The organism is Janthinobacterium sp. CG3, assembly GCF_000344615.1.
Taxonomy (GTDB): domain Bacteria; phylum Pseudomonadota; class Gammaproteobacteria; order Burkholderiales; family Burkholderiaceae_D; genus Janthinobacterium.
The window spans coordinates 13,048-38,320 of record NZ_KB467824.1; the positions used below are offsets into that span (position 1 = coordinate 13,048).

General features: G+C 65.9%; 20 protein-coding genes and 1 pseudogene. 5 read left to right on the plus strand and 16 right to left on the minus strand.

Translation table 11 applies throughout. The features are described 5' to 3' along the window. Window positions 1-19: 19 nt before the first annotated feature. On the minus strand, window positions 20-451 hold the full coding sequence (locus tag JANGC3_RS0100070; RefSeq protein ID WP_017874431.1) for a MarR family winged helix-turn-helix transcriptional regulator: 432 nt from the start codon (window positions 449-451) through the stop codon (window positions 20-22). A 148-nt stretch (window positions 452-599) separates the two neighbouring features. Next, window positions 600-971, minus strand: coding sequence for a hypothetical protein (locus JANGC3_RS0100075; RefSeq protein WP_035787492.1), 372 nt, complete (start codon window positions 969-971; stop codon window positions 600-602). A 364-nt stretch (window positions 972-1,335) separates the two neighbouring features. On the opposite strand from JANGC3_RS0100075, the gene JANGC3_RS0100080 reads away from it, so the two are divergent. Further along, entirely contained in the window at window positions 1,336-3,063 is a 1,728-nt protein-coding gene (locus JANGC3_RS0100080; RefSeq protein ID WP_081611713.1) for an alpha amylase C-terminal domain-containing protein, read from the plus strand. A 195-nt stretch (window positions 3,064-3,258) separates the two neighbouring features. On the opposite strand, the gene JANGC3_RS0100085 is transcribed toward JANGC3_RS0100080, so the two are convergent. The 9 genes and pseudogenes from JANGC3_RS0100085 to JANGC3_RS0100125 form a co-directional block, all read right to left on the minus strand. Further along, window positions 3,259-5,139 carry a PhoH family protein gene (locus tag JANGC3_RS0100085; protein ID WP_026132342.1) on the minus strand — a complete coding sequence of 627 codons (1,881 nt, stop codon included), beginning with the start codon at window positions 5,137-5,139 and terminating at the stop codon, window positions 3,259-3,261. Between the two features lie 264 nt (window positions 5,140-5,403). Next, window positions 5,404-5,874, minus strand: coding sequence for a peroxiredoxin (locus JANGC3_RS0100090; protein WP_081611714.1), 471 nt, complete (start codon window positions 5,872-5,874; stop codon window positions 5,404-5,406). 117 nt (window positions 5,875-5,991) lie between these two features. Next, window positions 5,992-6,967 (minus strand): annotated as a pseudogene (locus JANGC3_RS27895) (polysaccharide deacetylase family protein). Between the two features lie 4 nt (window positions 6,968-6,971). After that, window positions 6,972-8,024 (minus strand): bifunctional UDP-4-keto-pentose/UDP-xylose synthase, encoded by a 1,053-nt coding sequence (locus JANGC3_RS0100100; protein ID WP_017874436.1) that lies wholly within the window; start codon window positions 8,022-8,024, stop codon window positions 6,972-6,974. A 22-nt stretch (window positions 8,025-8,046) separates the two neighbouring features. Then, the gene (locus tag JANGC3_RS0100105) at window positions 8,047-8,967 is read right to left on the minus strand and encodes a formyltransferase (protein ID WP_017874437.1); all 921 of its coding nucleotides are present in this window, start codon (window positions 8,965-8,967) and stop codon (window positions 8,047-8,049) included. Further along, on the minus strand, window positions 8,967-9,953 hold the full coding sequence (locus tag JANGC3_RS0100110; protein ID WP_017874438.1) for a glycosyltransferase: 987 nt from the start codon (window positions 9,951-9,953) through the stop codon (window positions 8,967-8,969). The genes JANGC3_RS0100105 and JANGC3_RS0100110 overlap by 1 nt, the downstream gene beginning before the upstream one ends. Before the next feature lie 11 nt (window positions 9,954-9,964). After that, window positions 9,965-11,104 (minus strand): DegT/DnrJ/EryC1/StrS family aminotransferase, encoded by a 1,140-nt coding sequence (locus tag JANGC3_RS0100115; protein WP_026132343.1) that lies wholly within the window; start codon window positions 11,102-11,104, stop codon window positions 9,965-9,967. 160 nt (window positions 11,105-11,264) lie between these two features. Beyond that, on the minus strand, window positions 11,265-12,920 hold the full coding sequence (locus JANGC3_RS0100120) for a glycosyltransferase family 39 protein (protein ID WP_017874440.1): 1,656 nt from the start codon (window positions 12,918-12,920) through the stop codon (window positions 11,265-11,267). Further along, window positions 12,917-13,306: an Mth938-like domain-containing protein gene (locus tag JANGC3_RS0100125; protein WP_017874441.1), complete on the minus strand. Its 390-nt coding sequence runs from the start codon at window positions 13,304-13,306 to the stop codon at window positions 12,917-12,919. Before JANGC3_RS0100125 ends, JANGC3_RS0100120 begins: the two co-directional genes overlap by 4 nt. A gap of 290 nt (window positions 13,307-13,596) precedes the next feature. Here JANGC3_RS0100125 and JANGC3_RS0100130 point away from each other — a divergent pair, with 290 nt between their 5' ends. Further along, on the plus strand, window positions 13,597-14,826 hold the full coding sequence (locus JANGC3_RS0100130; RefSeq protein WP_017874442.1) for a pyridoxal phosphate-dependent aminotransferase: 1,230 nt from the start codon (window positions 13,597-13,599) through the stop codon (window positions 14,824-14,826). A 59-nt stretch (window positions 14,827-14,885) separates the two neighbouring features. Next, the gene (locus tag JANGC3_RS0100135; RefSeq protein ID WP_017874443.1) at window positions 14,886-16,208 is read left to right on the plus strand and encodes a homoserine dehydrogenase; all 1,323 of its coding nucleotides are present in this window, start codon (window positions 14,886-14,888) and stop codon (window positions 16,206-16,208) included. A 189-nt stretch (window positions 16,209-16,397) separates the two neighbouring features. Here the strand turns inward: JANGC3_RS0100135 and ctlX are convergent, their stop codons facing one another. Both ctlX and JANGC3_RS0100145 read right to left on the minus strand, forming a co-directional pair. Then, entirely contained in the window at window positions 16,398-17,315 is a 918-nt protein-coding gene (gene ctlX / locus JANGC3_RS0100140; RefSeq protein ID WP_232429764.1) for a citrulline utilization hydrolase CtlX, read from the minus strand. A gap of 34 nt (window positions 17,316-17,349) precedes the next feature. Beyond that, entirely contained in the window at window positions 17,350-18,417 is a 1,068-nt protein-coding gene (locus JANGC3_RS0100145) for an ornithine cyclodeaminase (RefSeq protein ID WP_017874445.1), read from the minus strand. Between the two features lie 156 nt (window positions 18,418-18,573). Between JANGC3_RS0100145 and JANGC3_RS0100150 the strand changes: the two genes are divergently transcribed. Then, window positions 18,574-18,996 carry an Lrp/AsnC family transcriptional regulator gene (locus tag JANGC3_RS0100150; protein WP_026132345.1) on the plus strand — a complete coding sequence of 141 codons (423 nt, stop codon included), beginning with the start codon at window positions 18,574-18,576 and terminating at the stop codon, window positions 18,994-18,996. Between the two features lie 97 nt (window positions 18,997-19,093). Here JANGC3_RS0100150 and JANGC3_RS0100155 read toward each other — a convergent pair whose 3' ends face one another. From JANGC3_RS0100155 to JANGC3_RS0100165, 3 genes are all read right to left on the minus strand, one after another. Further along, entirely contained in the window at window positions 19,094-21,343 is a 2,250-nt protein-coding gene (locus JANGC3_RS0100155) for a M9 family metallopeptidase (protein ID WP_035787946.1), read from the minus strand. A gap of 494 nt (window positions 21,344-21,837) precedes the next feature. Then, the gene (locus tag JANGC3_RS0100160) at window positions 21,838-23,286 is read right to left on the minus strand and encodes a sensor histidine kinase (protein WP_035787947.1); all 1,449 of its coding nucleotides are present in this window, start codon (window positions 23,284-23,286) and stop codon (window positions 21,838-21,840) included. Window positions 23,287-23,320: 34 nt separating this feature from the next. Then, entirely contained in the window at window positions 23,321-24,025 is a 705-nt protein-coding gene (locus JANGC3_RS0100165; protein ID WP_035787494.1) for a response regulator, read from the minus strand. 199 nt (window positions 24,026-24,224) lie between these two features. Here JANGC3_RS0100165 and JANGC3_RS0100175 point away from each other — a divergent pair, with 199 nt between their 5' ends. Continuing rightward, the gene (locus JANGC3_RS0100175) at window positions 24,225-25,271 is read left to right on the plus strand and encodes a porin (protein ID WP_026132348.1); all 1,047 of its coding nucleotides are present in this window, start codon (window positions 24,225-24,227) and stop codon (window positions 25,269-25,271) included. The last annotated feature ends 2 nt before the right edge of the window (window positions 25,272-25,273 follow it).

Sequence of the window (25,273 nt, forward strand, 5' to 3'; positions counted from 1 at the left end):
GGCGCGGTCGTGCCCGTGCTCATTCATGGCGCCGCTCTTGGATCAACTTGGGCACGGCGAACACGCCGTCGAGCGACAGCAGCTCGGCGCGGTGCAGTTCGGCCAGATGCGCCAGGATCACCTCGCCCTCCGGCTCCAGGTGGATTTCCACGCGGCGGCGGTCGCTGTCGCTGACTTGGCGCCGCACCAGGGCGCTCGCTTCGCAGCGCGACACCAGCGCCACCACGCCGTGCGGCTTGGCCTGCAGGCGCTCGGCCAGTTCGCCGACGGTGGCCCAGTCGCGGCCCGGGTAGCCCTTGATGTGCAGCATCAGCAGGTATTGCAGCGGCGTGATGCCCTCGGCCTGGACGGCGTTTTCGGAAAAGCGCTCGTAACGCCGCATCTGGTGGCGGAATTCCGACAAGGCGGAAAAATCCGCCTTGTCCAGCGGAGGGTAAAGCGCTTTCTTCATTGCCGTGCTCGCTTGGGTGGGGCGACAAATATATCACAATATGATGTATTGTGCCTGGACATGAAAAAAGCCAGCGACTGCGTGCAGCGGCTGGCTTGATCGACGCGGGACGCGCCCCGGGCACCCGCTCCGGCGTGCTTGCGCCGGATTACTTCGGCAGTACCACGATCGTGCTGCCGCCGGTGCCGGTCTTGCCGGTGTTACCCGTATTCCCCGTATTCCCCGTGTTGCCGGTGCGGCCAGTCGCGCCGGTGTCGCCGGTCATGCCATCGGCGCCGGTGCTGCCGGTGTTACCCGTGTTGCCTTGATTACCCTGGCTGCCGGTTTCGCCCGTTGCGCCGGTGTTGCCCTGGTTACCCGTATTGCCTTGCGCGCCCTGCGCGCCGGTGAAACCGGTGTTGCCGGTGTCGCCAGTGTTACCGGTGTTACCTTGGTTGCCCTGCGGACCCATTGGTCCTGTACAAGCGCTCAGGCCGATTGCCGCGAGCAGTACCAGTGCCGACATTGAATATTTTTTCATGATGTGTTCCTTGTAAGTTACGCGGCGGAGATTGCGGCCGGATGACCCACTATGCCGGCTTGTGCGTCGTGCATCTGTTCGCTAGCGCGCATAGCTGCAGCGTGCGCGCCGGCGCCGCCAACCCAAAAAAATGTAGCAATACTACAAAATATACGTCAATGATAGGCGAATACGCCAAAATTCCGTTGTTTTGTCTACTTAAAGCGCTTTGGATTTTTACTTTCATGCTACATTTACTTTGTTGTAAATTTCATGGGAAGTAGTTTGGATACCTGATCCTAGCCAAAAGGAGGTCGCCACCAGCCGACACAGCGCCGACAAACCGAGCAAAATTTCACCAAAAAAACAATTACGGAGATAGAAAATGCGAAAAGTTAAAGAGTTGAGCAAGCGTGCGGCCATGCTGCGCAATGCCGCCTTGGCGGCCTCCCTGTGCGTGGCGGCGGTCGCGCCGGCGCACGCCGAAGGCACGGCCTTCGTCCATCTGTTCGAATGGAAATGGAACGACATCGCCGCCGAGTGTGAATCCTTCCTCGGCCCGAAGGGATACGACGCCGTGCAGATCTCGCCGCCCAACGAACACGTCAATTTCCATACGTGGTGGGCGCGCTACCAGCCCGTATCGTTCACCAACCTCACCAGCCGCAGCGGCACCGAGGCGGAACTCCACAGCATGATCCAGCGCTGCCACGCGAAAGGCGTGAAAATCATCGCCGACGTGGTCTTGAACAACTGGGCCAACAACCTCGACGGCGGCAACACCGGCTCGGGCGGTAGTACCTGGACGCCGCGCAACTACCCGGGCCTGTCGCCGCGGGACTTCCACCAACCGTCTTGTACGATTTCCTACGGCAACGCCAATTCGGTCTGGGACTGCGAACTCTACAATATGCCCGACCTGAACACCGGCGCCGCCTATCCGCAACAGTACGCTGCCACCTACATGAAAAAGCTCAAGGCGATGGGCGTGGACGGCTTCCGCATCGATGCCGGCAAGCACATCCGGCCGAGCGAGCTGGGCGCGATCCTGGCGCAGGCGGGCAATCCGTGGAACTTTATCGAAGTGATCGGCGCGGGCGGCGAGGCGGCGGAGATTCAACCCGGCAAATACACGCAGTACGGGCTGGTGACCGAGTTTGCCTTCGGCCCGGCGGTGGCGAGCAACTTCAAGGGCCAGATCAAGAACCTGAAGACGCTCGGCAGCGGCTGGGGCTTGCTCAATTCGGCCAACGCGGTGTCGTTCATCGACAACCACGACCGCGAGCGCGGCCACGGCGGCGGCGGCAACTTCACCTACAAGGACGGCGCCCGCTACAACCTGGCCAATGTCTACATGCTGGCCTTCCCCTACGGTTATCCGAGTGTAATGTCGGGCTATAACTTCACCGACACCGACGCCGGTCCGCCCGGCGCCGGCGGTTGCGCCAACAGCGCCTGGACCTGCCAACACCGTTGGGCCAACATCGCCAACATGGTGGGGTTCCGCAACTATACCAAGGGCGCCTGGACGGTCGACCGCTGGTGGGACAACGGCAACAACCAGATCGCCTTCGGGCGTGGCAGCGCCGGTTTCGTCGTCATCAACAACGAGTCGACCGGCCTGTACCAAACCCTGCAAACCGGCATGCCGGCCGGCGACTATTGCAACATCCTGGCCGGCGCCGAGGCCTGCAGCGGATCGATGGTCCGCGTCGACGGCAACGGTTACGCCACCTTCTCGGTCGGGGCGATGGCGGCCGCGGCGATCCACGGCGGCGCCAAGGGCGGCGCTTGCGCGGGCTGCTTTAAACAGGTGTTTCCAAGCTTGAACCTGCGCGGCACGCCGAACGGCTGGGCCAGCCTGCCGATGGCGCTGGTGGCCGACAACACCTGGGAGGCCAGCGTCAACTTCGACGGCCAGGCCCAGCAGCGTTTCAAGTTCGACGTCAGCGGCAATTGGTCGGTGAATTACGGCGACAACGGCAACGACGGCGTGCTGGACCAGACCGGCGCCGATATTGCCACCGCCGTGGTCGGCCAGTACCAGGTCCGCGTCAACGACCAAACGCTGGCGTACACCCTGACCAGGCTGGCCGGCACGGCCAAGCGCTAAGCGGGCCGCCAAGCATGCGCCGGGCGCAACCCGACTGGCGTCGGCGGCGGCGCGGCGCCGGATGACGCTTTGCTCGTCCGACCTACGGAAGCTTCACTAGCGGTATTAAAAAAAGCCCCGCGTGCGGGGCAGGCGGGGCTTTCGGATGATGCGGCGGGCCGTTGCCGGCCGCGCGTCGCGGTATTTACGCAGTTGTTACAGCACTTCGCTGGCGTGGTCGGCCAGGCGCGAACGCTCGCCGCGCGCCAGCGTCACGTGGCCGCTGTGCGCCCAGCCCTTGAAACGGTCGACCACGTAGGTCAGGCCGCTTGAGCCTTCGGTCAGGTACGGCGTGTCGATCTGCGCGATGTTGCCCAGGCACAGGATCTTGGTGCCCGGACCGGCGCGCGTGACCAGGGTCTTGACCTGCTTCGGCGTCAAGTTCTGCGCCTCGTCGATGATCAGGAACTTGTTGACGAAGGTGCGGCCGCGCATGAAGTTGAGCGATTTGATCTTGATGCGCGAGCGGATCAAGTCTTGCGTTGCCGCGCGACCCCATTCGCCACCGTCCGAATCGGACTTGTTGAGCACTTCGAGGTTGTCGTCGAAGGCGCCCATCCACGGCGACATCTTCTCTTCCTCGGTGCCCGGCAGGAAACCGATGTCCTCGCCGACCGGCACCGTGACGCGGGTCACGATGATTTCGTTATAGAGCTTGGTTTCCAGCACCTGCGCCAGGCCGGCGGCGAGCGCCAGCAGGGTCTTGCCGGTGCCGGCCTGGCCGAGCAGGGTGACGAAGTCGCATTCCGGATTCATCAACAGGTTCAGCGCGAAGTTTTGCTCGCGGTTGCGCGCCGTCACGCCCCAGACGTTGTTCTTGCTATGGCTGAAGTCGCGCAGCGTTTGCAGCACGGCGGTCTTGCCGGTGATCTGCTTCACCTGGCCGTAGAACGGCGCCTCGCCGTTTTTCGGCTCCAGGTAGACGAACTGGTTGACCAGCATCGACGGCACGAACGGGCCGGTGACGCGGTAGAAGGTCGCGCTGGTGCCACCCTTGTTCTCCTGCCACGACTCCATGTCCTTGCCGTGCTTGTTCCAGAAGTCGTCCGGCAGCTGGACGATACCCGAATACAGCAGGTCGGTATCTTCCATCACATGGTCGTTGAAGTAGTCCTCGGCCGGCAGGCCCAGCGCGCGCGCCTTGATGCGCATGTTGATGTCTTTCGACACCAGCACCACCGGCCGCTCCGGCTGCTCCGATTCGAGCGAGCGGACCACCGCCAGGATCTGGTTGTCGGCCTTGCCGACGGGCAGGCCCATCGGCAGGTCGGCGCTCTGCAGGCGGGTCTGGAAGAACAGGCGGCCCTTGGCTTCCTTGTTGCCCAGCTTCGACAGCGGGATGCCCTTTTCGATGGCCTCGTCGTCGGTGCTGCCGACCAGCGCGTCGAGCGTGCGCGAGACTTGGCGGGCGTTGCGCGCCACCTCGGTCATGCCCTTCTTGTGGTCGTCAAGCTCTTCCAGCGTCATCATCGGCAGGTAGACGTCGTGTTCCTCGAAGCGGAACAGCGACGACGGGTCGTGCATCAGCACGTTGGTGTCGAGCACGAACAGCTTGGTCACGCCGGTCTGGTCGGCGGCGCGGCTGGCCGAGGACTTGATCGGCACCTCGACCGGCTTGTGCTGGGCCGGATGCGGCTTCTCGACCGGGGTGATCGGCGTCACCTTGGCCTTGGCAACGGCTGCCTTGGCCTTGACCGCCGGGGCGGCCGGGGCCGGGGCCGGCGCCGCGACCGGCTGGAGCAGCGGCGGCGCGACCGGCGCGGCCGGTTTCGCCACCATCAGCGCGGCCACTTGCTTGATCTTGGTGGCGGCGTTGCGCTTCGGCGCGGCCGGCGCGGCCGCCACCGGCGCTGGCGCCGGCACCGCTTTTGGCTTGGCGACGGGCGCGGCCTTAGGCTGGGCCACGGCTTGCACCGCGGCCTTGCGGGCCGTGGCCGCGGCCGGGGCGACAGCCACGGGTTTGGCGCGGCCAACCGAGGAGTAATCTTCCGCCAGCAGTATGGTGGCGGGCTTGCTAGGTAATTTTGGCAGTGGCATCAGGATCTCAATCAAAAAATTTCTGGAATGGTCCGCCCACGGGCAGCCCGGTTGCTGCGGCCGCGCACATGGGTTGGATGCGATGGATAATGGGGTTATAGAACTGCCTGCAGGCCTTGGTCTGGCCCTGTGCGGATACCGAGAGGGGGCAGAATGCCCGCCTGATGGCGATGGAGAAGAACGCTCGTCGGTGACTCAAAATGGGCTGCTTAGGTCTTTGGTTTTGCTACGGTTGATCAACTTTCTGGAAGCCGGCAACGCGCACTATTTCTGACGCGCTACAAATTCCAGCACTTCGTCGACGTGACCTGCGACTTTCACGCCTCTCCATTCTTTCACCAAGTTGCCCTCAGCGTCAATGAGAAACGTGCTGCGTTCGACGCCACGTACTGTCTTACCATACATCTGTTTCATCTTCATGACGCCAAATTGCAGGCATACCGCCTCGTCCGTATCGGAGATCAGTTCGAACGGCAGTTCCAGCTTGGACTTGAAGCCCTCGTGCGAGCGCAGCGAATCGCGGCTGATGCCGTAAATCTCGACGCCGGCCTGCTGGAATTGCGGATGCAGGTCGCGGAAAGCCATGCTTTCCGTGGTGCAACCCGGAGTGTTGTCCTTCGGGTAGAAATACAGCACCGTGTACTTGGCCGGCCGGCCGGCCAGCTGGAAACGCTGGGCGCCGGTCATGGCGGCGGAAAAATCGGGTACTGCTGTTACGGATTGGCTATCAGCCACAGGTTCTCTCCTGAAAGGTGAACTTCCGCGCTGATGTCAAACCTGACAGCGCACTCAGGGTGCTCGGTGCTGCACTTTCCATACCGCTCACTACATGCCGCCGGCGCCGGCGCGTCGTCAACGCGCCTTGCCCTGCACGATCAATTGGCCCGAGCGTCCCGGCACTTCGCCCCAACTGAGCGGGCAGACCGGCAGCGCCTGGTCCTTCACTTTATCGTAATAATCGGCCATCGACGCCAGGCGGTAGCCCTGTTCCTTCCAACCGGACCAGCAGTTGTTCGAAAATGGGGGCGAGTTTTTGTCCTTCAAGCTCCGCGTGCAAGGTGTACACGTGGTCGCGCTCGGCGCCGGCCGTCAGCTTGAGCAGATGGGCGGCGATGTTGGCCGGCGTGATCGTCACGCCGTCGATGTCGCGGCCCAGCAACTCGTCGAGCGTCGGCAGCGTGGTCGGCAACTGCACGCACGCCAGCACCCGCCCGGCGTCGGCCAGGCGGTGCGGTCCGCTGGCGGCGTCGAGCAGGGCGCCGTCCTGGCGCAGCGGCGCGCGCCCGTCCGAGGCGTAGCGGTAGCCGGCGCTGTCGTGTTCGCCGAAGGCGGCGCCGTTCATTTGCCAGCCCGCCGCGCCGTGGGTCGCCGCCGCGGCGCCGAACACGGCGCCGTAGCGCGCCGCCGCCTTGCGCATCATGGCCAGCGTCCAGGCCGCGCCGCGCGCGGCGACGTCGTCCTGCCACAGCACGTGGTCCCAGGTGTGGATGCCGCATTCGAAGCCGGCGTCGCGCACCGCGCGCAGCTCGGCGGCGCATTGCTCGCCGATGTCCGGACCCGGCAGCAGCACGCCGTACAGCAGCGTCTTCAAGCCGTAGTGCTCAAGCACCGAGGTGCGCGCGACCTTGCCGAAAAAGCCGGGTTTGAAGGCGCGCTTCATGGCCCGGCCGGTGTGGTCCGGGCCGAGCGAAAACAGGAAGGTGGCGCCGGCGCGGTGCGCGCCCAGCATGCGCACCAGGTTCGGCACGCCCAGGCGGGTGCCGCGGTAGGTGTCGACGTCGATCTTCAGCGTCAGCAGCGGGCGTTGGTGGTGCGTCGTTTCAGTCAAACCATCAGTCCATCAGCGCTTTGGCTTGGCCCACCTGGCCGCGGTAGGCGTCGAAGATGTTGCGCAGCGAGTCGGCCATGTCGGTGCGCGGCGCCCAGCCCAGCTCCTCGCAGGTGTTGGTGATCTTCGGCACGCGGTTCTGCACGTCCTGGTAGCCGCTGCCGTAGTAGGCGCCGGCGGTGGTTTCGACGATTTGCACCTGTTTCGCGCTGTCGGCGTATTCCGGGTAGTCGGCCGCCAGCGTCAGCATCATGCCGGCCAGTTCGCGGATCGAGTAGTTGTTGCGCGGGTTGCCGATGTTGTAGATCTTGCCGCTGGCCACGCCGTCCTGGTTGGCGATGATGTGCATCAGCGCGTCGATGCCGTCGTCGATGTAGGTGAAGGCGCGCTTTTGCGAGCCGCCGTCGACCAGCGAGATGTTCTCGCCGCGCACGATGTGGCCGAAGAACTGGGTGACCACGCGCGACGAGCCTTCTTTCGCCGTGTGGATCGAGTCGAGTCCGGCGCCGATCCAGTTGAACGGGCGGAACAGCGTGAAGTTCAGGCCCTCCATGCCGTAACCCCAGATGACGCGGTCCATCAGCTGCTTGGCGTTCGAGTAGATCCAGCGCGGTTTGTTGATCGGGCCGCAGACCAGTTCCGAGTTCTCCGGGTCGAATTCCTCGTCGTGGCACATGCCATACACTTCCGAGGTCGACGGGAACACCAGGTGCTTGCCGTATTTGGCGGCCGAGCGCACGATCGGCAGGTTGGCCTCGAAGTCCAGCTCGAACACGCGCAGCGGCTGCTTGACGTAGGTCGACGGCGTGGCGATCGCCACCAGAGGCAGGATCACGTCGCATTTCTTGACGTGGTACTCGACCCATTCCTTGTTGATGGTGATGTCGCCCTCGAAGAAGTGGATGCGCGACTGGAAGTCGGGATTCTCGAGCAGTTCGCTGATGCGGTCCGACATCATGTCCATGCCGTAGACGTGCCAGTCGGTGGTTTCCAGGATGCGTTTCGACAGGTGGTGGCCGATGAAACCGTTGACGCCGAGGATGAGGACTTTTTTCATGGGATCTGCTCTTCTTAAATGTTCATTGCGCGCCGGCCGCGCCGTCCAGGGCCGCGCGCAGTTGCGCCGCCGTCACGGCAACGCCGCCGGTGTGGAGGGCGGAAATCGCCAGCATGCGGCCATCGCCGCACACGCCAAAGACGCGATTATCCACTACTGCCAAGCCTTGTTGCAAACTTCCGGCGGACAGCGGGCTCAAGCGGGCCTGTTGTATTGTATATATGACACCGTCGAGCTCGGTGAACGCGCCGGGGTAGGGCGGCGCCACCGCGCGGTGCAGGTTGTACACCGCCTGCGCCGGCTGGCGCCAGTCGATGCGGCCGTCCGCCGGCGTGCGCCCGCCGAAATAGCCGCCCAGCCGCAAGTCGTTCGGCAGCCGCGGCGCCGTGCCGGCCAGCAGCGCCGGCAACGCCGTCCACAGGGTTTGCTCGGCCGCCACGGTGACCTTGCCGAACACCTCGAAGGCGGTGTCGTCGGGCAGGATCGGCACCGCCGTCTGCGCCACGATGGCGCCGGCGTCCGGCTTGACCGTCATCTCGTGCAGCGTGGCGCCGGTGGCGTCGGCGCCGTGCAGCACCGCCCAGTTGACCGGCGCGCGGCCGCGGAACCGCGGCAGCAGCGAACCGTGCATATTGTAGGCCGGCGCCAGCGCCAGCAGCGCGGCCGGCAGCATGTGGCGGTAGTAAAAGCTGAACAGGAAGTCGGGAGCGGCCGCGGCCACCGCCGCCAGCAGCTCGGCCGAGTTGGCGTCGGCCGGGGTGAGGTGGGCGATGCCCTCGGCGCGGCACAGCGCCGCCACCGACTCGAACCAGATCGCCTCGGCCGGGTTGTCGTCGTGCGTGACGACCAGGCGCACGTCGACGCCGCCGGCCAGCAACACCTTCAGGCAGCGCACGCCGACGTTGTGGTAGGCGAACACCACCGCGCCCGGGGCGGCGGCCATCAGCGCCCCACCTGGCGTTTTTCAACCGCGTCGCCGTCCCTGCCTTGGCTGGCGCGGCCCTGCTGCAGGATGGTTTGCACCACGTAGCGCGGGCGCGCGCGCACTTGCTGGAAGATGCGCCCGACGTATTCGCCGACCAGGCCGATGCCGAACAGGATCACGCCCATGAAGAAGAAGGCGATGGCGAACAGCGTGAAGACGCCCTCGGCCTCGGCGCCGAGCAGGAAGCGGCGCCCCAGCAGGAACACCACCAGCAGCGCCGAGCCGGCCGACAGCGCCATCCCCAGCATCGAGAAGATTTGCAGCGGAATCAGCGAAAAACCGGTGACCAGGTCGAAGTTCAGGCGGATCAGGCTGTACAGCGAATACTTCGACTCGCCGGCGGCGCGCTCCTCGTGCTCGACCGTGATCTCGGTCGGCTTGCGGGCGAAGGTGTAGGCCAGCGCCGGCACGAAGGTGTTGACCTCGGCGCACTGGTTGACCAGGTCGATGACGTTGCGCCCGTAGGCGCGCAGCATGTTGCCCTGGTCGGTGATGCGGATGTTGGTGATGCGTTCGCGCATGCGGTTCATCGCCTTCGAGGCGAGCGTGCGCCAGGCCGAGTCCTGCCGCTTGCGGCGGATCGAGCCGACGTAGTCGTAGCCTTCGCGCATTTTCGCCAGCAGGTTCTTGATTTCCTCGGGCGGGTTTTGCAGGTCGGCGTCGAGCGTGACCATGGTTTCGCCGCGCGAGGCCTCGAAGCCGGCCAGGATCGCCATGTGCTGGCCGTAGTTGCCGTTAAATAGCACCACGCGCGTGACGTCGGGGCGCTGGCGGAACTGCTCGGCCAGGATCGACACCGAGTTGTCGCGGCTGCCGTCGTTGACGAAGATGATCTCGTAGGCCACGCGCAGCGCGTCCAGCGCCGGGTACAGGCGGGCGAACAGCGCGGCCAGGCCGGCCTGCTCGTTGTAGATCGGAATGATGACGGAGAGTTCGGGTTTCATCGACTCGCCCTTCATTTGAGCAGCACCGACTTGACGGCGGCGACGGCGCGTTCGACGTCGGCCAACGTCATCGCGTAGAACATCGGCAGCGTCACGGTCAGGCGCCCGATACGCTCGGCGCACGGGAACATGCCCTCGCCGAAGCCGCGCGCGCGGTACATCGAAAACAGGTGGATCGGCGCGTAGTGGAAGCCGGTGCCGACGTTGTGCGCGGCGGCCATTTCGGTCATGAAGGCGGCGCGGCTGTCCGGGCCGTTGTCGGGCAGGATGATCTGGAACAGGTGCCAGTTGCTGTTCTCGAAGTCGGCCAGCGGCAGTTGCGCGCCGCTGGCGGCCTCGAAGCCGGCGCCGAACTGGTCGAAGTAGTGGCGCGCCAGCGCGCGCCGGTGCGCCGTGATGGCCTCGATGTTGGCCAGCTGGCCCAGGCCGATCGCGGCCATGATGTCGCTCATGTTGTATTTGCCGCCGAGCAGGTCGACGTCGATGCCGTCGACGCCGCTGCGGCTGACGCCCTGCAGGCGGTATTTCTCGGCCAGGCGGGCCTCATCGGCGTTGTTCAGCACCAGGCAGCCGCCCTCGCCGGTGGTGATGTTCTTGTTGGCCTGGAAGCTGAACGAGACCAGGTCGCCGAAGGCGCCGATGCGTTGGCCGTGCCAGCGCGTGCCGATCGCCTGGGCGGCGTCCTCGACCACGCGCAGCTTGTGCCTGGCGGCGATGGCGTACAGGCGCTCCATGTCGACCGGCAGGCCGGACAGGTGGACCGGTATGATGGCCCGGGTGCGCGCGGTGATGGCCGCCTCCAGCTTGTCGAGGTCGATGTTGCGGGTGGCCGGGTCGATGTCGGCGAAAACCGGGGTGGCGCCGACGGCGATGATGACGTTGGCGGTGGCGACCCAGGAAATCGGCGTGGTGATGACCTCGTCGCCGGGGCCGATGCCGGCGATGCGCAGCGCGATCTCCATGGTGCAGGTGCCGGAGTTGAAGGTGCGTACCGGCCGGCCGCCGAAATACTCGGACAGCTGGGCCTCGAACGCTTGCACCTTCGGCCCGCTGGTGATCCAGCCCGAACGCAGCACCTCGCCGACGGCGGCGATGGTGGCCTCGTCGATGCTGGGTTTGGAGAAAGGCAAAAAGGGTAGGGTAGCGGTCATGGGGTTCTCGGCGTTGTTCTGGGTGGTCCGCGCCGCGTCGGCGCGGACCGCGTGGCCCGGGCCGTGTCGGCCGGGGCGGGTCGGGTACATTTTAAAGCTTAATCGGATTGGCAGTGGAATTGCCTGCGCTATTCGTCGCGCCGGCCGGCGTCGGCGCGCCCTAGCGGTTGGCCACGACCATGCGCCGGCTGTCCTGCGCCACCACCCGCATCGGCACGCCGCGCAGGCGCAACTTGGCGTAATAGTCGGGGCGCAGGATGGCCAGGTCGCGCACGCCGGCCTGGGCGTCGGCGCGCCATTGCGCGACGAAGGCGTCGACGTCCCGCGCCAGCGCGGGCTGCTGGCGCAGGCCGAACTCGAACTCGTCGCTGTAGTCGACCAGCGTGACGGTGCGGCCCAGGTAGAACGTCAGCGCTTGCTCGTAGGTGCCAACCGAGTAGATCGTCGTCGCCGGCCCGAGTTCCGCCCTGATCTGCGGCAACAGCGCGACGCCGGCGCGCAAGCGGCCGTAGGGCTCGAAGCCGGCGAGTATCAAATGCGTCGCCAGGAAGCCGGCGCAAGCGAGCGTCAGCACCGTCACGTCGCGCCGCACCTGGCGCGCGCGCAGCAGCGCCAGCGCGCCGCCGGCCAGCAAGACGAAGGCGGCCGCCAGCAACCACGGCTCGTAAGCCTTGAGCGGCAGCAATTCGGCGGGCGGGCGCTGCGAACCCTGTATCGCCAGCGGCACCGCCACCAGCGCGGCCGCGCCGAGCAGCGCCACCAGCGCGGCGCACAGCATGTGGCCGCGCCGCGACGCCGTCTCCAGCTGCAGCGCGATCAGCAGCGCCAGCGCCGGGAAGACCGGCACGATGTAGCCGGGCAGTTTGGAACTCGAGCAGCTGAAGAAGACAACGATGAAGGCGGCCCACACCAGTAGCAGCAACTTGGGTTGGAACGCGCCCGGCGCGCGGCGCAGCGCCGCGGCCAGGCTGTGCGGCAGCAGGGTCAGCCACGGCATCACGCCGACCAGCAGCAGCGGCACGAAGTAGTACCAGGCGCCTTCGCGGTGGTGGGTCTTGAGCAGGAAGCGCTCGACGTGCTCGTGGATGAAAAAGAAGTGCGGCTGTTCCGGGTTGTTCAGCGCCACCAGCACGAACCACGGCGCGGCGATGGCGAAAAACAGCAGGGCGCCCTTGGCCAGGTGCAGGCGGCCCCAGATGGCCCAGTCGCGCGCGGCCAGCGTGTACAGCACCAGCACCGCGCCCGGCAGCACCAGGCCGATCAAACCCTTGCTCAGCACCGCCAGCGCCATGCCGGCCCAGCAGGCCAGCATCCAGTTGCGCCGCCCGGCGGCGCCGGCGCCGTCGCGCTGGGCCAGCAGCAGGCCGGCCAGGCTCAGCGTCATCATCGCCGCCAGGCCCATGTCGAGCGAGTCGATTTGCCCGGCGGCGCTCCAGAACAGGCTTGAGGCGAGCACCAGGGCGGCGTACAGGCCGACGCGCGCGCCGAACAGCTTGGCGCCGGCGTGCGCCGTCAGCGCCACGCCGAGCAGGCCGCACAGGCCGGTCCACAGGCGCGCCTGCCACTCGCCGACGCCGAAGGCGGCGAAGGTCAGCGCGTTCATCCAGGTTTGCAGCGGCGGCTTCTCGAAGTACTTGATGCCGTTCAGGCGCGTGGTGATCCAGTCGCCGCTGACGAACATCTCGCGCGCCATTTCGGCGTAGCGGCCCTCGTCGGGCGGCACCAGGGTGCGCACGCCCAGCATGTACAGGGTGATGGCGACGAAGGCGAGCAGCAGGCACCAGAGCAGCGGTTTCGACTTGTGCAGTTGGTTCATCGGGCCGGCGCGCCGCTTTCGATGATCAGGGCCAGCGTGACCTTGCGGCCCTCGCCCATCAAGATATTGTAGGTGCGGCAGGCGGCCTTGTTGTCCATGCATTCGACGCCGATCCGGGCCATGGTCAGCGCGGCGCTCAGTTTCGGGTGCACGAAGCGCTGGCGCGCGCCGGTGCCGAGGATCACCACGTCCGGCCGGTCGGCCAGGATCTGCGCGAAGTGCGCCTCGGTGAGTTCTTCGAAGGCGGCGACGTCCCAGTCGCGCGGGGCGGTTTCGGGCATGACGACCAGGCTCCTGCCGAAGTGCCGGGCGTTGATTTCGACGCCGCTGTCGTCGTAGCCGGTGACGGTCTGGTATTGTTTGGTGGTGCTGGGATGGAGCTTCATGGACGTGTCGGTGGTGGATTGGTCGGCGAACTGCGGCGCCCCGGCGCTGCGCCGGCGGGGCCGAAGGCCGTAAGCATGCCATAAAATTCACACATGCGCCAAAAAAATGCAAATCGCCGGCCGGCGCCGCCGCCGCGCCGGATAAACCGCGCCGCGGGCTGCGCTTTTTCGCGGCGACCAGTAATAAGGTTGATAAAATGGGAGGGTTTCGGCAGAATGGTTATTTTCGCATCGCAGCAATCGCGGCGCCGGCCGCGCGCCGGCAGCCCCCATCTAGACAGGATTTTACTTTGCGACTGATTCAGAAATCGAACAAACTGGCGGACGTCTGCTACGACATCCGCGGCCCGGTCTTGGAGAAATCCAAGCAGATGGAGGACGAGGGCCACAAGATCATCAAACTGAACATCGGCAATCTGGCGGTGTTCGGCTTCGATCCGCCCGACGAGATCGTGCACGACATGATCGTCAACCTGCACGGCGCCGCCGGCTACACCGACTCGAAGGGCATGTTCGCGCCGCGCAAGGCGGTCATGCACTACACCCAGAGCAAGAACATCGCCGGCGTGACGATCGACGACATCTACCTGGGCAACGGCGCCTCCGAGCTGATCGTGATGTCGATGAACGCGCTGCTCAACGACGGCGACGAGGTGCTGGTGCCGGCGCCGGACTACCCGCTGTGGACCGCCGCGGTCAGCCTGTCGGGCGGGCGGCCGGTGCATTACGTCTGCGACGAGCAGGCCGACTGGTATCCCGACATCGACGACATGCGCCGCAAGATCACCAGCAACACGCGCGCCATCGTCGTCATCAACCCGAACAACCCGACCGGCGCGCTGTACCCGGTCGAGGTGCTGCGGCAGATCGTCGAACTGGCGCGCCAGCACCAGTTGATCATCTTCGCCGATGAAATCTACGACAAGACGCTGTACGACATGGCCGAACACGTGTCGATGGCCTCGCTGGCCGACGACGTCCTGTTCATCACCCTCAACGGCCTGTCGAAGAACTACCGCTCCTGCGGCTACCGCGCCGGCTGGATGGTGGTGTCGGGCGAGAAGCGCCATGCCAAGGACTACATCGAGGGCCTGAACATGCTGGCCTCGATGCGTTTGTGCGCGAACGTACCGGGCCAGTTTGCGATCCAGACTGCGCTTGGCGGCCACCAGAGCATACAAGAGCTGGTCGGGCCGGGCGGACGCCTGTTGAAGCAGCGCGATTTGGCGCACCAGTTACTCACCGATATCCCGGGCGTGAGCTGCGTGAAGCCGAAGGCGGCGCTGTATATGTTCCCCCGTCTCGATCCGAAGATTTATCCGATCGCCGACGACCAGCAATTCGCCTACGAGCTGCTGGCCGAGGAAAAGGTGCTGATCGTCCAGGGCACCGGTTTCAACTGGATCGCGCCGGACCACTTCCGCGTGGTGTTCCTGCCGAACTCCGACGACCTGACCGACGCCTTCGGCCGCATCGCCCGCTTCCTCGACGGCTACCGCCGCCGCGCCAGCTTCGGCTAAGCCGGTTTGACCAATTAACCTGGCGTCCGCATTGCGCGGGCGCCGCAACGAAGAGATTTATGAAACCCATCAAAGTAGGCCTGCTAGGCCTCGGCACCGTCGGCCTCGGCACCTTCAACGTCCTGCAGCGCAACCAGGCCGAGATCAAACGCCGCGCCGGCCGCGGCATCGAGATCGTCGCCGTCGCCGACCTGAACACGGCGCGCGCGCTGGAACTGACCGGCGGCGCCTGCGCCGTGGTCGGCGACGCCAACGCCATCGTCAACGATCCGGAAATCGACATCGTCATCGAGCTGATCGGCGGCTACGGCATCGCCAAGGACCTGGTGATGCAGGCCATCGCCAACGGCAAGCACGTCGTCACCGCCAACAAGGCGCTGCTGGCCACGCACGGCAACGAGATCTTCGCCGCGGCCCAGGACAAGGGCGTGATGGTGGCGTTCGAGGCGGCGGTCGCCGGCGGCATCCCGATCATCAAGGCGCTGCGCGAAGGCCTGACGGCCAACCGCATCGAATGGATCGCCGGCATCATCAACGGCACCACCAACTTCATCCTCTCGGAAATGCGCGACAAGGGCCTGGACTTCGGCACCGCGCTCAAGCAGGCGCAGGAGCTGGGCTACGCCGAAGCCGACCCGACCTTCGACATCGAGGGCGTCGACGCCGCGCACAAGGCCACCATCATGTCGGCGATCGCCTTCGGCATCCCGGTGCAGTTCGCCAAGGCGCACGTCGAGGGCATCAGCAAGCTGCAGGCGATCGACATCCAGTACGCCGAGCAACTGGGCTACCGCATCAAGCTGCTGGGCATCACCAAGCGCGCGCTGGTCAACGGCGTCGAGGGCATCGAACTGCGCGTGCACCCGACGCTGATCCCGAGCAAGCGCCTGATCGCCAACGTCGAAGGGGCGATGAACGCCGTGCTGGTGCAGGGCGACGCCATCGGCGCCACGCTGTACTACGGCAAGGGCGCCGGCGCCGAGCCGACCGCCTCGGCGGTGATCGCCGACCTGGTCGACATCACCCGCCTGGCCACGGCCGACCCGGAGCACCGCGTGCCGCACCTGGCGTTCCAGCCGAACGCGATGACCGACATCGAGATTTTGCCGATGTCCGAAATCACCACCAGCTACTACCTGCGCATGCACGTGGCCGACCGGCCGGGCGTGCTGGCCGACCTGACCCGCATCCTGGCCGACGCCACCATCTCGATCGACGCGATGCTGCAAAAAGAGCCGGCCGAGGGCGAGACCCACACCGACATCATCATGCTGACGCACCAGACGCAGGAAAAGAACGTGGTGGCGGCGATCGCCAAGATGGAAGCGCTGGCCAGCGTGGTCGGCAGCGTCACCAAGATCCGCCTGGAAAACCTGAGCTGATTTTCGAGCGCGCGTAAAAAAGCGGCGATGCACTCGCCGCTTTTTTTTCGCCCGAAAAGCAAAGACGCAACCCCGGGGCAGGCCCCCGAACTTGTTATCCGCCGCGACAGTGTCGTGGCTCGGATTAGCGGGACGCGTAATCCGACCATGTCCGCCGAAGCGGGCCGCGCCGCGCCAGGCCGACCTTGTTTACGCGGTCAACGGCGGCAGGAATACCTCCGCCAGCATGCAGCGCGCGCCGCCGCCGCCGAGCCGCTCGATGGTGTCGAGCGCCGCCACCAGCGGCTCGCCGTGCGCGGCGATGCGCGCGCGCTGCTCCGGCCGCAGCGCGTTCCAGGCGCGCCGCGACATGGCCCACAAGGGCCGGCCGAGGGCGGAGCGCAGCTCCAGCATGTTGCCGGCGAATTCGCCCATCTGCGCCAGGCTGATCTCGACCAGCTCGGCGCCGTCCCGGCACAGCGATTCGCGCAGCGCGGCGCGTTCATCCTCGTCGCGCAACGCCTCCAGGCAGGCCACCGCCAGCGTGGCGCCGACCGCCATCATCACGTTGGTGTGGTAAATCGCCTGGCCGGCGCCATCGCAGGCGTGGAACCAGTGCGCGCGATAGCCGGTGTGGCGCAGGAAGCTGTCCATCGCCGCCGGATGGCTGCGCAGCGAATGGCAGACGTAGGCGATGCGGCGGCGCCGGTCCAGCACCATCGAGCCGGTGCCTTCCAAAAAATGCCCGTCCGCCTCGTGGAAGCTGAAGTCCGTCACGCGCCCGAGCGCGAAGCGCCGCCCGATCTGTTCCAGCGTGGCGGCGCTGCGTTCCAGCCGGCGGTTCTCGGCCGCCATCGGATACAGCAGCGCCTCGCCGTTTTCGTGGAAGCTGATCCAGTTGTTCGGGAATACCGAGTCCGGCGTGTGCGGCTCGGCGCCGTCCTCGACCACCAGGACGGCGACGCCGGCCGCGCGCAGCGCCGCGACATAGGCGTCGAATTCGAGCAGGGCCTGCTCTTGCCCCCGCTCCTGTATCTGCGCCTGGCCGGCGTGCGCCGCGGGCTGCTGGAAGGCGTTGCTGGCCAGCGTCTGCGGATTCGACAGGAATCGCGCCGGGCGCACCATCATCACATGGCTACTCGTTTGCGTCGTCGCCGCCATGTCAGGCCAGCACCGCGCCGGGCGCCGACGCGCTTTCCGCGGCGCCGCGTCGCGCTTCGCCAAGGCAGGCGAACAAATCCTTCGGATCGGCCGGCGTCGGCACCAGCTCGGTGGCGACGCCGATGTCGTGCGCCGCCGCCAGGTCGTGCACGTAGCGCAGCGCCGAGAAGTCCTCCAGCGCGAAGCCGACCGAATCGAACACCGTCACCTGGCCGGCGTGCTCGCGCCCGGGCTGCTCGCCGGCCAGCACGCGCCACAATTCGGTGACCGGGAAATCGGCCGGCATTTGCTGGATGTCGCCTTCGACGCGGGTCTGCTCCTCGAATTCGACGATGACGCGGGCGCCGCGCAGGATGTCGGCGTGCAGCTCGGTTTTTCCCGGGCAGTCGCCGCCGACGGCGTTGATGTGCATGCCGGGTTCGACCATGTCCGGCGTCAGGATGGTCGCGTAATGCTTGTCGGCGGTGATGGTGGTGACGATGTCGGCGCCGCTGACGGCCGCGCGCGCGGAGGCGGCGATGCTGATCTCCAGGCCGTCGATCCGGCCGAGGTTGCGCAGCAGTTTTTCCGAGGCGGCGCGGTCGGTGTCGTAGATGCGCACGCGGTCTATGCCCAGCATCGCCTTGAAGGCGAGGATTTGGAACTCGCTTTGCGCGCCGTTGCCGATCACCGCCATGCAGCGCGCGTCCGGCCTGGCCAGCTCGCGCGCCACCAGCGCCGACGTGGCGGCGGTGCGCAGCGCCGTCACCAGCGTCAATTCGCTCAGCAGTTGCGGATAGCCGGTGGCCATGTCGGCCAGCACGCCGAAGGCCATCACCGTGGGCAGCTTGAGCAGCGTGTTCTGCGGATGGCCGTTGACGTACTTGAAGGCGTACAGGCTGCGGTCGGAGATCGGCATCAGCTCGATAACGCCGACGTCGTTGTGGTTGGCGACGCGCGCCGACTTCTCGAATTCGCTCCAGCGCAGATAATCGGCGCGGATGTAGCCGGCCAGTTGCGTGATGAAGGTGTCGGCGCCGACCCTGCGCACCAGTTTTTGCATGGCGTTGAAATCGATGTAGCGTGTCATGGTAAATCTCCTTGTGGTTTTTGTCTGCGGCGTTCTCTGCCGCGTTGGAACCATTATCGGAGGGTGGAGGGTTAACTAAAAGTGGAGGAAACTAACGTTTTTATATAAAATCTGTCGAATCGGCAGTATAAATTGACGTTTTGAACGGGATTGAAGATGAACGACACCGACCACCAATTGCTGGCGCTGCTGCGCGACGACGCCCGGATGTCGCTGACGACGCTGGCGCAGAAGCTGCGCGTGTCGCGCGGCACGGTGCAGAACCGCCTGGCCAAACTGGAGGAAAGCGGCGTCATCGCCGGCTATACGGTGCGCCTGAAGCCGGAGGCGGAGGCGCACCGGATCAGGGCCTGGACCGGCATCGCGGTCGAGGGCAACACCGCCACCGCCGTGCTCAAGGCGCTGCGCGGCGAACCGGGCGTGCACACGCTGCATTCGACCAACGGGCGCTGGGACTTCATGGCGGAGCTAAGGGCGGACAACTTGGAGGGCTTGGACCGGGTGCTGGGCCGGGTGCGGCGCATCGACGGCATCGCCAACACCGAGACCAGCATCCTGCTGTCGACGCACAAGCTGTGAGGCTGGCGCGCCGAAAGAGCGTGGCGCTTTTCGTAGGTCGGCTTAGCCGGAACGGCGTAACCCCACCTACGGCGCTTGCCTCTATTTGATTGGCGCCTCAGTCGTAGGTGGCGCTGACGTTGACGCCGCTGAACGGCTGCTTCGCCTTCAGCATGACGTAGTACCAGCGGCCGGCGACCGGCGAGCCGATGGCGACGCTTTCGCGGTTGCCGGCATTGGCCGAGCCGACGTCGTAGCTGCTGATGGTCGGGTAGCGGTCCAGCGCCTGGTACAGGTCGACGTCGCCGGTACCGCCGCTGGTGCTCACTTTGACGTTTTTCGCGCCGGCCGGCAGCATCAGGAAGACATACGCCTGGGTGCTGGAGGAGAGGTTGCGGATCGAGCAGTTCTTGCCAAGGTAACTCGTCGACGGGCATTCCGGCAACAGCGGGTCGGCCGGCATCGGCGGCTCGCCCGCCGTGGTGGCCGTGCCGGCCCAGGAGGCGAACTCGGTGTCGTAGCGCGTGCCGATGTAGTCCATATAGGTCTGGTAGCCGGCGTAGTCGCCAACCCTGAACTTGGCCAGGATCGGATCGATGTCGGCGCGGTGCCGTTCCATCATGAAGCGGGTCGCCATGTAGCCCCAGCGGTAGGCGCGCGCCTGGTAGTCGGACATCTGGTAGGTGTTGCCGAAGATCTGGCTGAGCCGGTAGGCGCCGCCGCGGGCGACGTCGATCGACGCCTGGTTATTGTTTTTATACGACAGGTATTCGCCGATGCCCTCGATCCACCAGACGGTCGGCTTGGAGACGCCGGCGCCGAAGTCGCCGTACATATTAAAGCGCCCGTCCAGATAGTGGACGTATTCGTGCTCCAGATTCCAGACCTGGAAGCTTGGCCGCAGCCATGACGCCTCGTGCGCGATGAAGCGGGCCTGGTTGCCGACGACGCCGGGGTTGCCCTCCAGGTACATGCCGCCGTTGTTGGTGTCGATATCGTAGATGATGCCGGCGTACTTGCTGTAGTTGCTGTAGTCGTCGAACACCACCAGTTCCAGCGCGGTGTTGTTGTCGTTCGCCACCGGCGTCTGCTTGGTCTGCAACATGGCGTGGAAGTAGCTTTCCTCGGTCTGCAGCCTGGCGCAGGAGTCCTGCAACTGCGCCGTCGTCATGTCCTGCGCGCGCACGCGCAGGGTCGGACTGCAGGTGTAACTGTTTTTCAGCACCGCGTTGGCCAGCGTGGCCGTGTAATTGCAGGTGCCGTATTCGGCGCAATTGGCGTTGTCGTAGTATTTGACGGCCGACGCGGCGGCCAGCCACAGCGTGCTGTCGGCGCCCAACATCGTGCTGCTGGCCAGCATGCTCTTGACCATCGGCTTGACGCTGGCCTTCAGGCCGGAATATTGCATGAAGCGGAAGGCCTCGCTGGCCGCGTCGTGCAACTGGTAGGCGGCGCTGGACAGCAGGGCGGCCTTGTTGTTGACCGCGAAGTTGTTCAGCGCGGTCGCGTACGACGGGTCGTTTTGCAACAGGGCCACGCCGTCGCTGCGGAAGTGGGCGTAGAAGATCGCCGACAGCGCGCCGGTGAAGCCGCCGCCGGCGCTCGCTTGCTTGAGGGCGTCCGCCGCCGTCGGATTGGCGCTGGTGTTGGTGTAGCGCAGCACCAGGTTTTTCAGGCTAGGCAGGAAATACGGCTCGTCGTGCATGTTATTGACGAGCTTCAAGGTTTCGCCCGCCGTGCTGGTGGCGCTGGTGTTGGTGGTGAACAGCTTGTTGCCGTCGATCAGTTGCTTGAGCGGCGCGCGCAGCGTGCCCAGCAGCGCCGGCGACGGCATCGCTAGCGTGCCGCCTTCGGCCAGGTAGTAGCCGGCCCGCAGGTAGATCAGCACATTCACCAGTTTGATGTTGGTGGCGCTGTAGGCGGCGGCCTCTTGCGCGAAGCGGCTGGCGACGGCGCTGAAATTGGCCGCCGAATAGACCTGGGCGGCTTGCGTCGCGCTCAGCGAAAACAAGCCGTAGTGGCATTCATAGTCCGGCAGACTGACGAGGTAATCGGCCAGCGCCGCGCCGCTATAGCTGGCCAGCTTGTTCATGTCCTGGCATTCCGGCGGCGCGGCCAGCGCCCGCTGGCTCTTGTTGCGTTGTTCCGGCGTCAACAGGTCGAGACGCGGCTTGGCCGTTTTCGACAAGTTGAACTGCGATTGCTCGACCGACGGCGGCAGGGTTTGCCGTTCGCGTGGCTGCGGCGCTTGCGTCAGGCGGACCCGGTCGTCGGCATGCTGGACGGCTTGGCCGGCGGCGTGCAGGACCGGGCTGAGGCAGGCTGCAATCAGACCCGCAAGATAAATGGATTTGCTATGGAAATGCATTTTATATGTCTCCGTTTTTTTATTGAAAAATATATGCATGGGTAATGCGTGATTTTTACAAGTCAAATCGCGGCGATTGAAGTAATGGATAAAAATCGATCAATCACCCTCCCGCCTTTCCATCCTCCAGGTAACTGGCGGGAATCGATATATTAGCCATAAACGTCGCGTTGAAATATGTTTTTAATATATTTATTTAGTTTTTGTGATAACTATTTGGTTGAGGAATTCGCGGCGGCGTGGTAGCCGCGCGGCGCGTGCGAGGGCCGTTGTGGCAGTGGAGGAAAGGCTAGTTTGGCCCGTGTAACAAACTTTTCTCTTAGGGAAAACTTCTGCATCCCGCTTGGGCAGCGACGCCGAGCCGCTGCCGACGCCAGTCGGCCTACGCCGTTCCGGCTAACCCGACCTACGCAATTCCTTAACTTGGCGGCATGGGGGCAGACCCGGTTTCAGGCCGGTGGTGTTATCGGGCCGGCGGCTTGCCCGGGCCGCTGTCAGGCGGCGGCCGGGAACGCCAGCGTCACGCGCAGGCCGCGGCCGCCGGCGCCGTCGGCCAGCGTCACGCCGGCGCCGTGCAGCGTGGCGATGTCGCGCACGATCGCCAGCCCGAGGCCGGCGCCGCCGGGGTTGCGTTCCAGCGCGGCGGCGGACCGGTAGAACGGCGTGAAGACGCTTTCGCGTTCGGCCGCGGCGATGCCGGCGCCGCTGTCCTCGACCTGCAGCAGGGCGCCGCCGGCGTCGCCGTGGCGCGCCACGCGCAGCGTTACGCTGCCGCCGGCCGGGGTGTAGTGCAGCGCGTTGTCGACCAGGTTAGCCACCATTTCATGCAGCAGCAGCGCCTGGCCGTGTACCAGCACGTCGTGCTCGGCCTCCAGCGACAGGTCGATTTCCTTGTTGACGGCCGCCAGCGCCATCTCCAGCGCCACCTGGTGCACCACCGCGCGCAGCGACACCGGCGCCATGCCGGCCGCCTCGCCGCCGTGTTCGATGCGCGCCAGCGTCAGCAGGCGGTTCGCCAGGTGCACGGTGGAGTCGGTGGTGGCGGCGATGCTGCGCACGATTTCGCGCAGCGCGGCCGGGTCGGCGCGCTCGCCGCCGGGGTCGCGGTCGATCTCGCGCTGGGCCAGCTCGGCCTGGGTTTTCAACACCGTCAGCGGCGTGCGCAACTGGTGCGAGGCGTCGGCGATGAAGCGGCGCTGGTTGGCGATCAGCTCCTGCAGGCGCGCCATCGAGACGTTCATCGCCGTCACCAGCGGGCGCATTTCGCGATGCACCAGGGCCGGGTCGACGTCCGACAGGTCCGACAGCGTGCGCGTTTCCAGCGCGCTTTTCAGGCGCATCAGCGGGCGCAGCACCAGCCGCACCGCAAACCAGACCATGGCCGCCACCGCCAGCACCATGCCGGCCTGCCACAGCAGGGTGTCGAACAGGATCTGGTTCGATAGGCCGCGCCGCGCGTCCAGCGTTTCGCCGACCTGGATCAGGGCGATGCCGCGCATCGAATCGTCATAGACCGGCTGCAGCAGCGCGGCGATGCGCACCGGCTCGCCGTTGTAGTTGGCGTGGTAAAAGCGCACCAGGGCCGGGTAGGCTTCCGAGCGCGGCACGTTGGCCGGCACCGCCGGCAGGTCGCCGTAGCCGGACACCAGCTCGCCGTGGATGCCGGTGACTTTGTAGTAGATGCGCCCCAGCGTGTCGGTCTCGAAGCTGTCGAGCGCGACGTAGGGCACGTCGGCGACGACCTTGCCGCCGACGACGGAGACGCGCTCGGCCAGCGCCCGGGTCGAGGCCAGCAGCGAGCGGTCGTAGGCCATGTCGGCCGCGTCGAGGGCGTTGCGGTAGACCGAGACGGCGTTCAGCGCCACCAGCAGCAGCAGCGGGATCAGCAGCCAGCGCAGCAGTTCGTTGCGCAGGCTGCCCAGCGGCGCCCCCGGCGCCAGCATGCCGCCCAGCCGCGCCAGCAGGGCGGGCGCCACGTCAGCGCGCCGCCGCCGTCGCGCTGCGCGGTTGCAGCAGGTAGCCGATGCCGCGCAGCGTGGTGATGGCGGCGGCGTCCGGCGCGCTGCTTTCGAGCTTCTTGCGCACGCGGTGGATGTACAGCTCGATGGCGTCGAGGTTGGCGTCGTCCTCCAGCGCGAACACTTCGTCGAACAGCTTTTCCTTCGAGACGGCGCGGCCGGAGCGGGTGATCAGCGCCTCCAGCACGGCGTGCTCGCGCGGCGTCAGCGCCAGCGCCGCGCCGGCGTAGCTGAACATGCGCGTGACGGTGTCGAAGCTGAGCGCGCCGCAGTGGTGCACCAGCGCCTCGTTGCCCTGGCTGCGGCGCAGCAGCGCCTTGACGCGCGCCTCCAGCTCGGCCAGCTCGAACGGCTTGGCCAGGTAGTCGTCGGCGCCCAGGTTCAGGCCCTGCACGCGCTCGTCCAGGCCGCCGCGCGCGGTGAGTATCATCACCGGGGTCTTGCCGCGCGGGCCGCCACGCGCGCGCAGGCGCTTGAGCACCTCCAGGCCGTCCATGCGCGGCAGCGTCAGGTCGAGCAGCACCAGCGAATACTCCTGGGTGTGCAGCAGGGCGTCGGCGTCGGCGCCGTTGTCGACCGTCTCCACCGTCAGGTGGGCGTCGCGCAGCGCCTTGGCCAGCCAGCGCGACAGTTCGACATGGTCTTCCACTAATAAAATTCGCATATGTGCCCGCCGCCGCCCTGGAAATGATGCAGTGTAAGCCCGAAGCGGCGCCGCCGCCGCGCCGCCGGCGAATTGTGTGGCGCGGCGGCGACAGCGCTGTCGTTGAAAGGGAATTGAAAGGAAACAAGCTCTATAGTGGCCACCTGATTCATGTAATTGATCAGGCATATCACCAATAACTATATCTGTGGAGATCCAAATGAAAAGAACAGCATTGTCGCTCGCCGCCGTCGCCGCCCTGGGCGCAGCCTTCGGCGCCCAGGCGCAATCGAACGTGACCGTGTACGGCTTGATCGACGCCGGCGTCGACTACGCCAGCGACGCCCCGGCCTCCACGCGCGTCACGTCGGGCGGCATGAACACTTCGCGCTGGGGTTTCCGCGGCACCGAGGACCTGGGCAACGGTCTGAAGGCGGTCTTTAATCTGGAAGGCGGCATCTTCCTCGACAACGGCACTTCCGACGGCCCGCTGTTTAAGCGCCAGGCCTACGTCGGCCTGGAAGGCGACTTTGGCCGCGTCGTGCTGGGCAAGTCCTTCACCACCGCGTACGACTTCGTGCTGCCATACGACCCGATGGCTTATGCGCCCCTGTACTCGTGGGGCACGTCGGCCAACGCCACCACCAAGCAGGGCAAGTACGGCATGACCACCTCCTTTGACAACCTGGTCAAGTACAGCGGCAAGGTCGGCGAGCTGAAATTCGGCGCCACCTACGGCTTCGGCGAACAGGCCGGCGGCACCAGCGACAGCGCCAAGTACGCGCTGGGCGCGAGCTACGGCTTCGGCCCGGTCAGCGTCATGGCTACCTACGAGCAAGTCAACGGCAACAGCGTCGCCGCCGGGCGCGACAAGACCACCGTCTACCACCTGGGCGCGATGTACAGCAACGGCCCGCTGAAGCTGCAGGCGGCGATGCGCGACTACAAGAAGGACCCGGCCGCGACCGGCGCCGACGTTAAGGGCACTACCTACTGGGCCGGCGTCAACTACCAGAGCACGCCGGCGATTACGCTGACCGGCGCGGTGTACCTGCTGAACGTGAAAAACGTCGCCGCCAACGCCGACGCCGATCCGGTCATGTATGTCGGCCGCGTCAAGTACGCGCTGTCCAAGCGCACCGACCTGTACGTCGCCGCCGCCTACAGCAAGGCCAAGCACGACCTGCTGACCGGCCTGTCGCGCGACGACGCAGGCCTGGGCAACACCCAGCGCGGCGTCATCACCGGCATCCAGCACCGCTTCTAAGC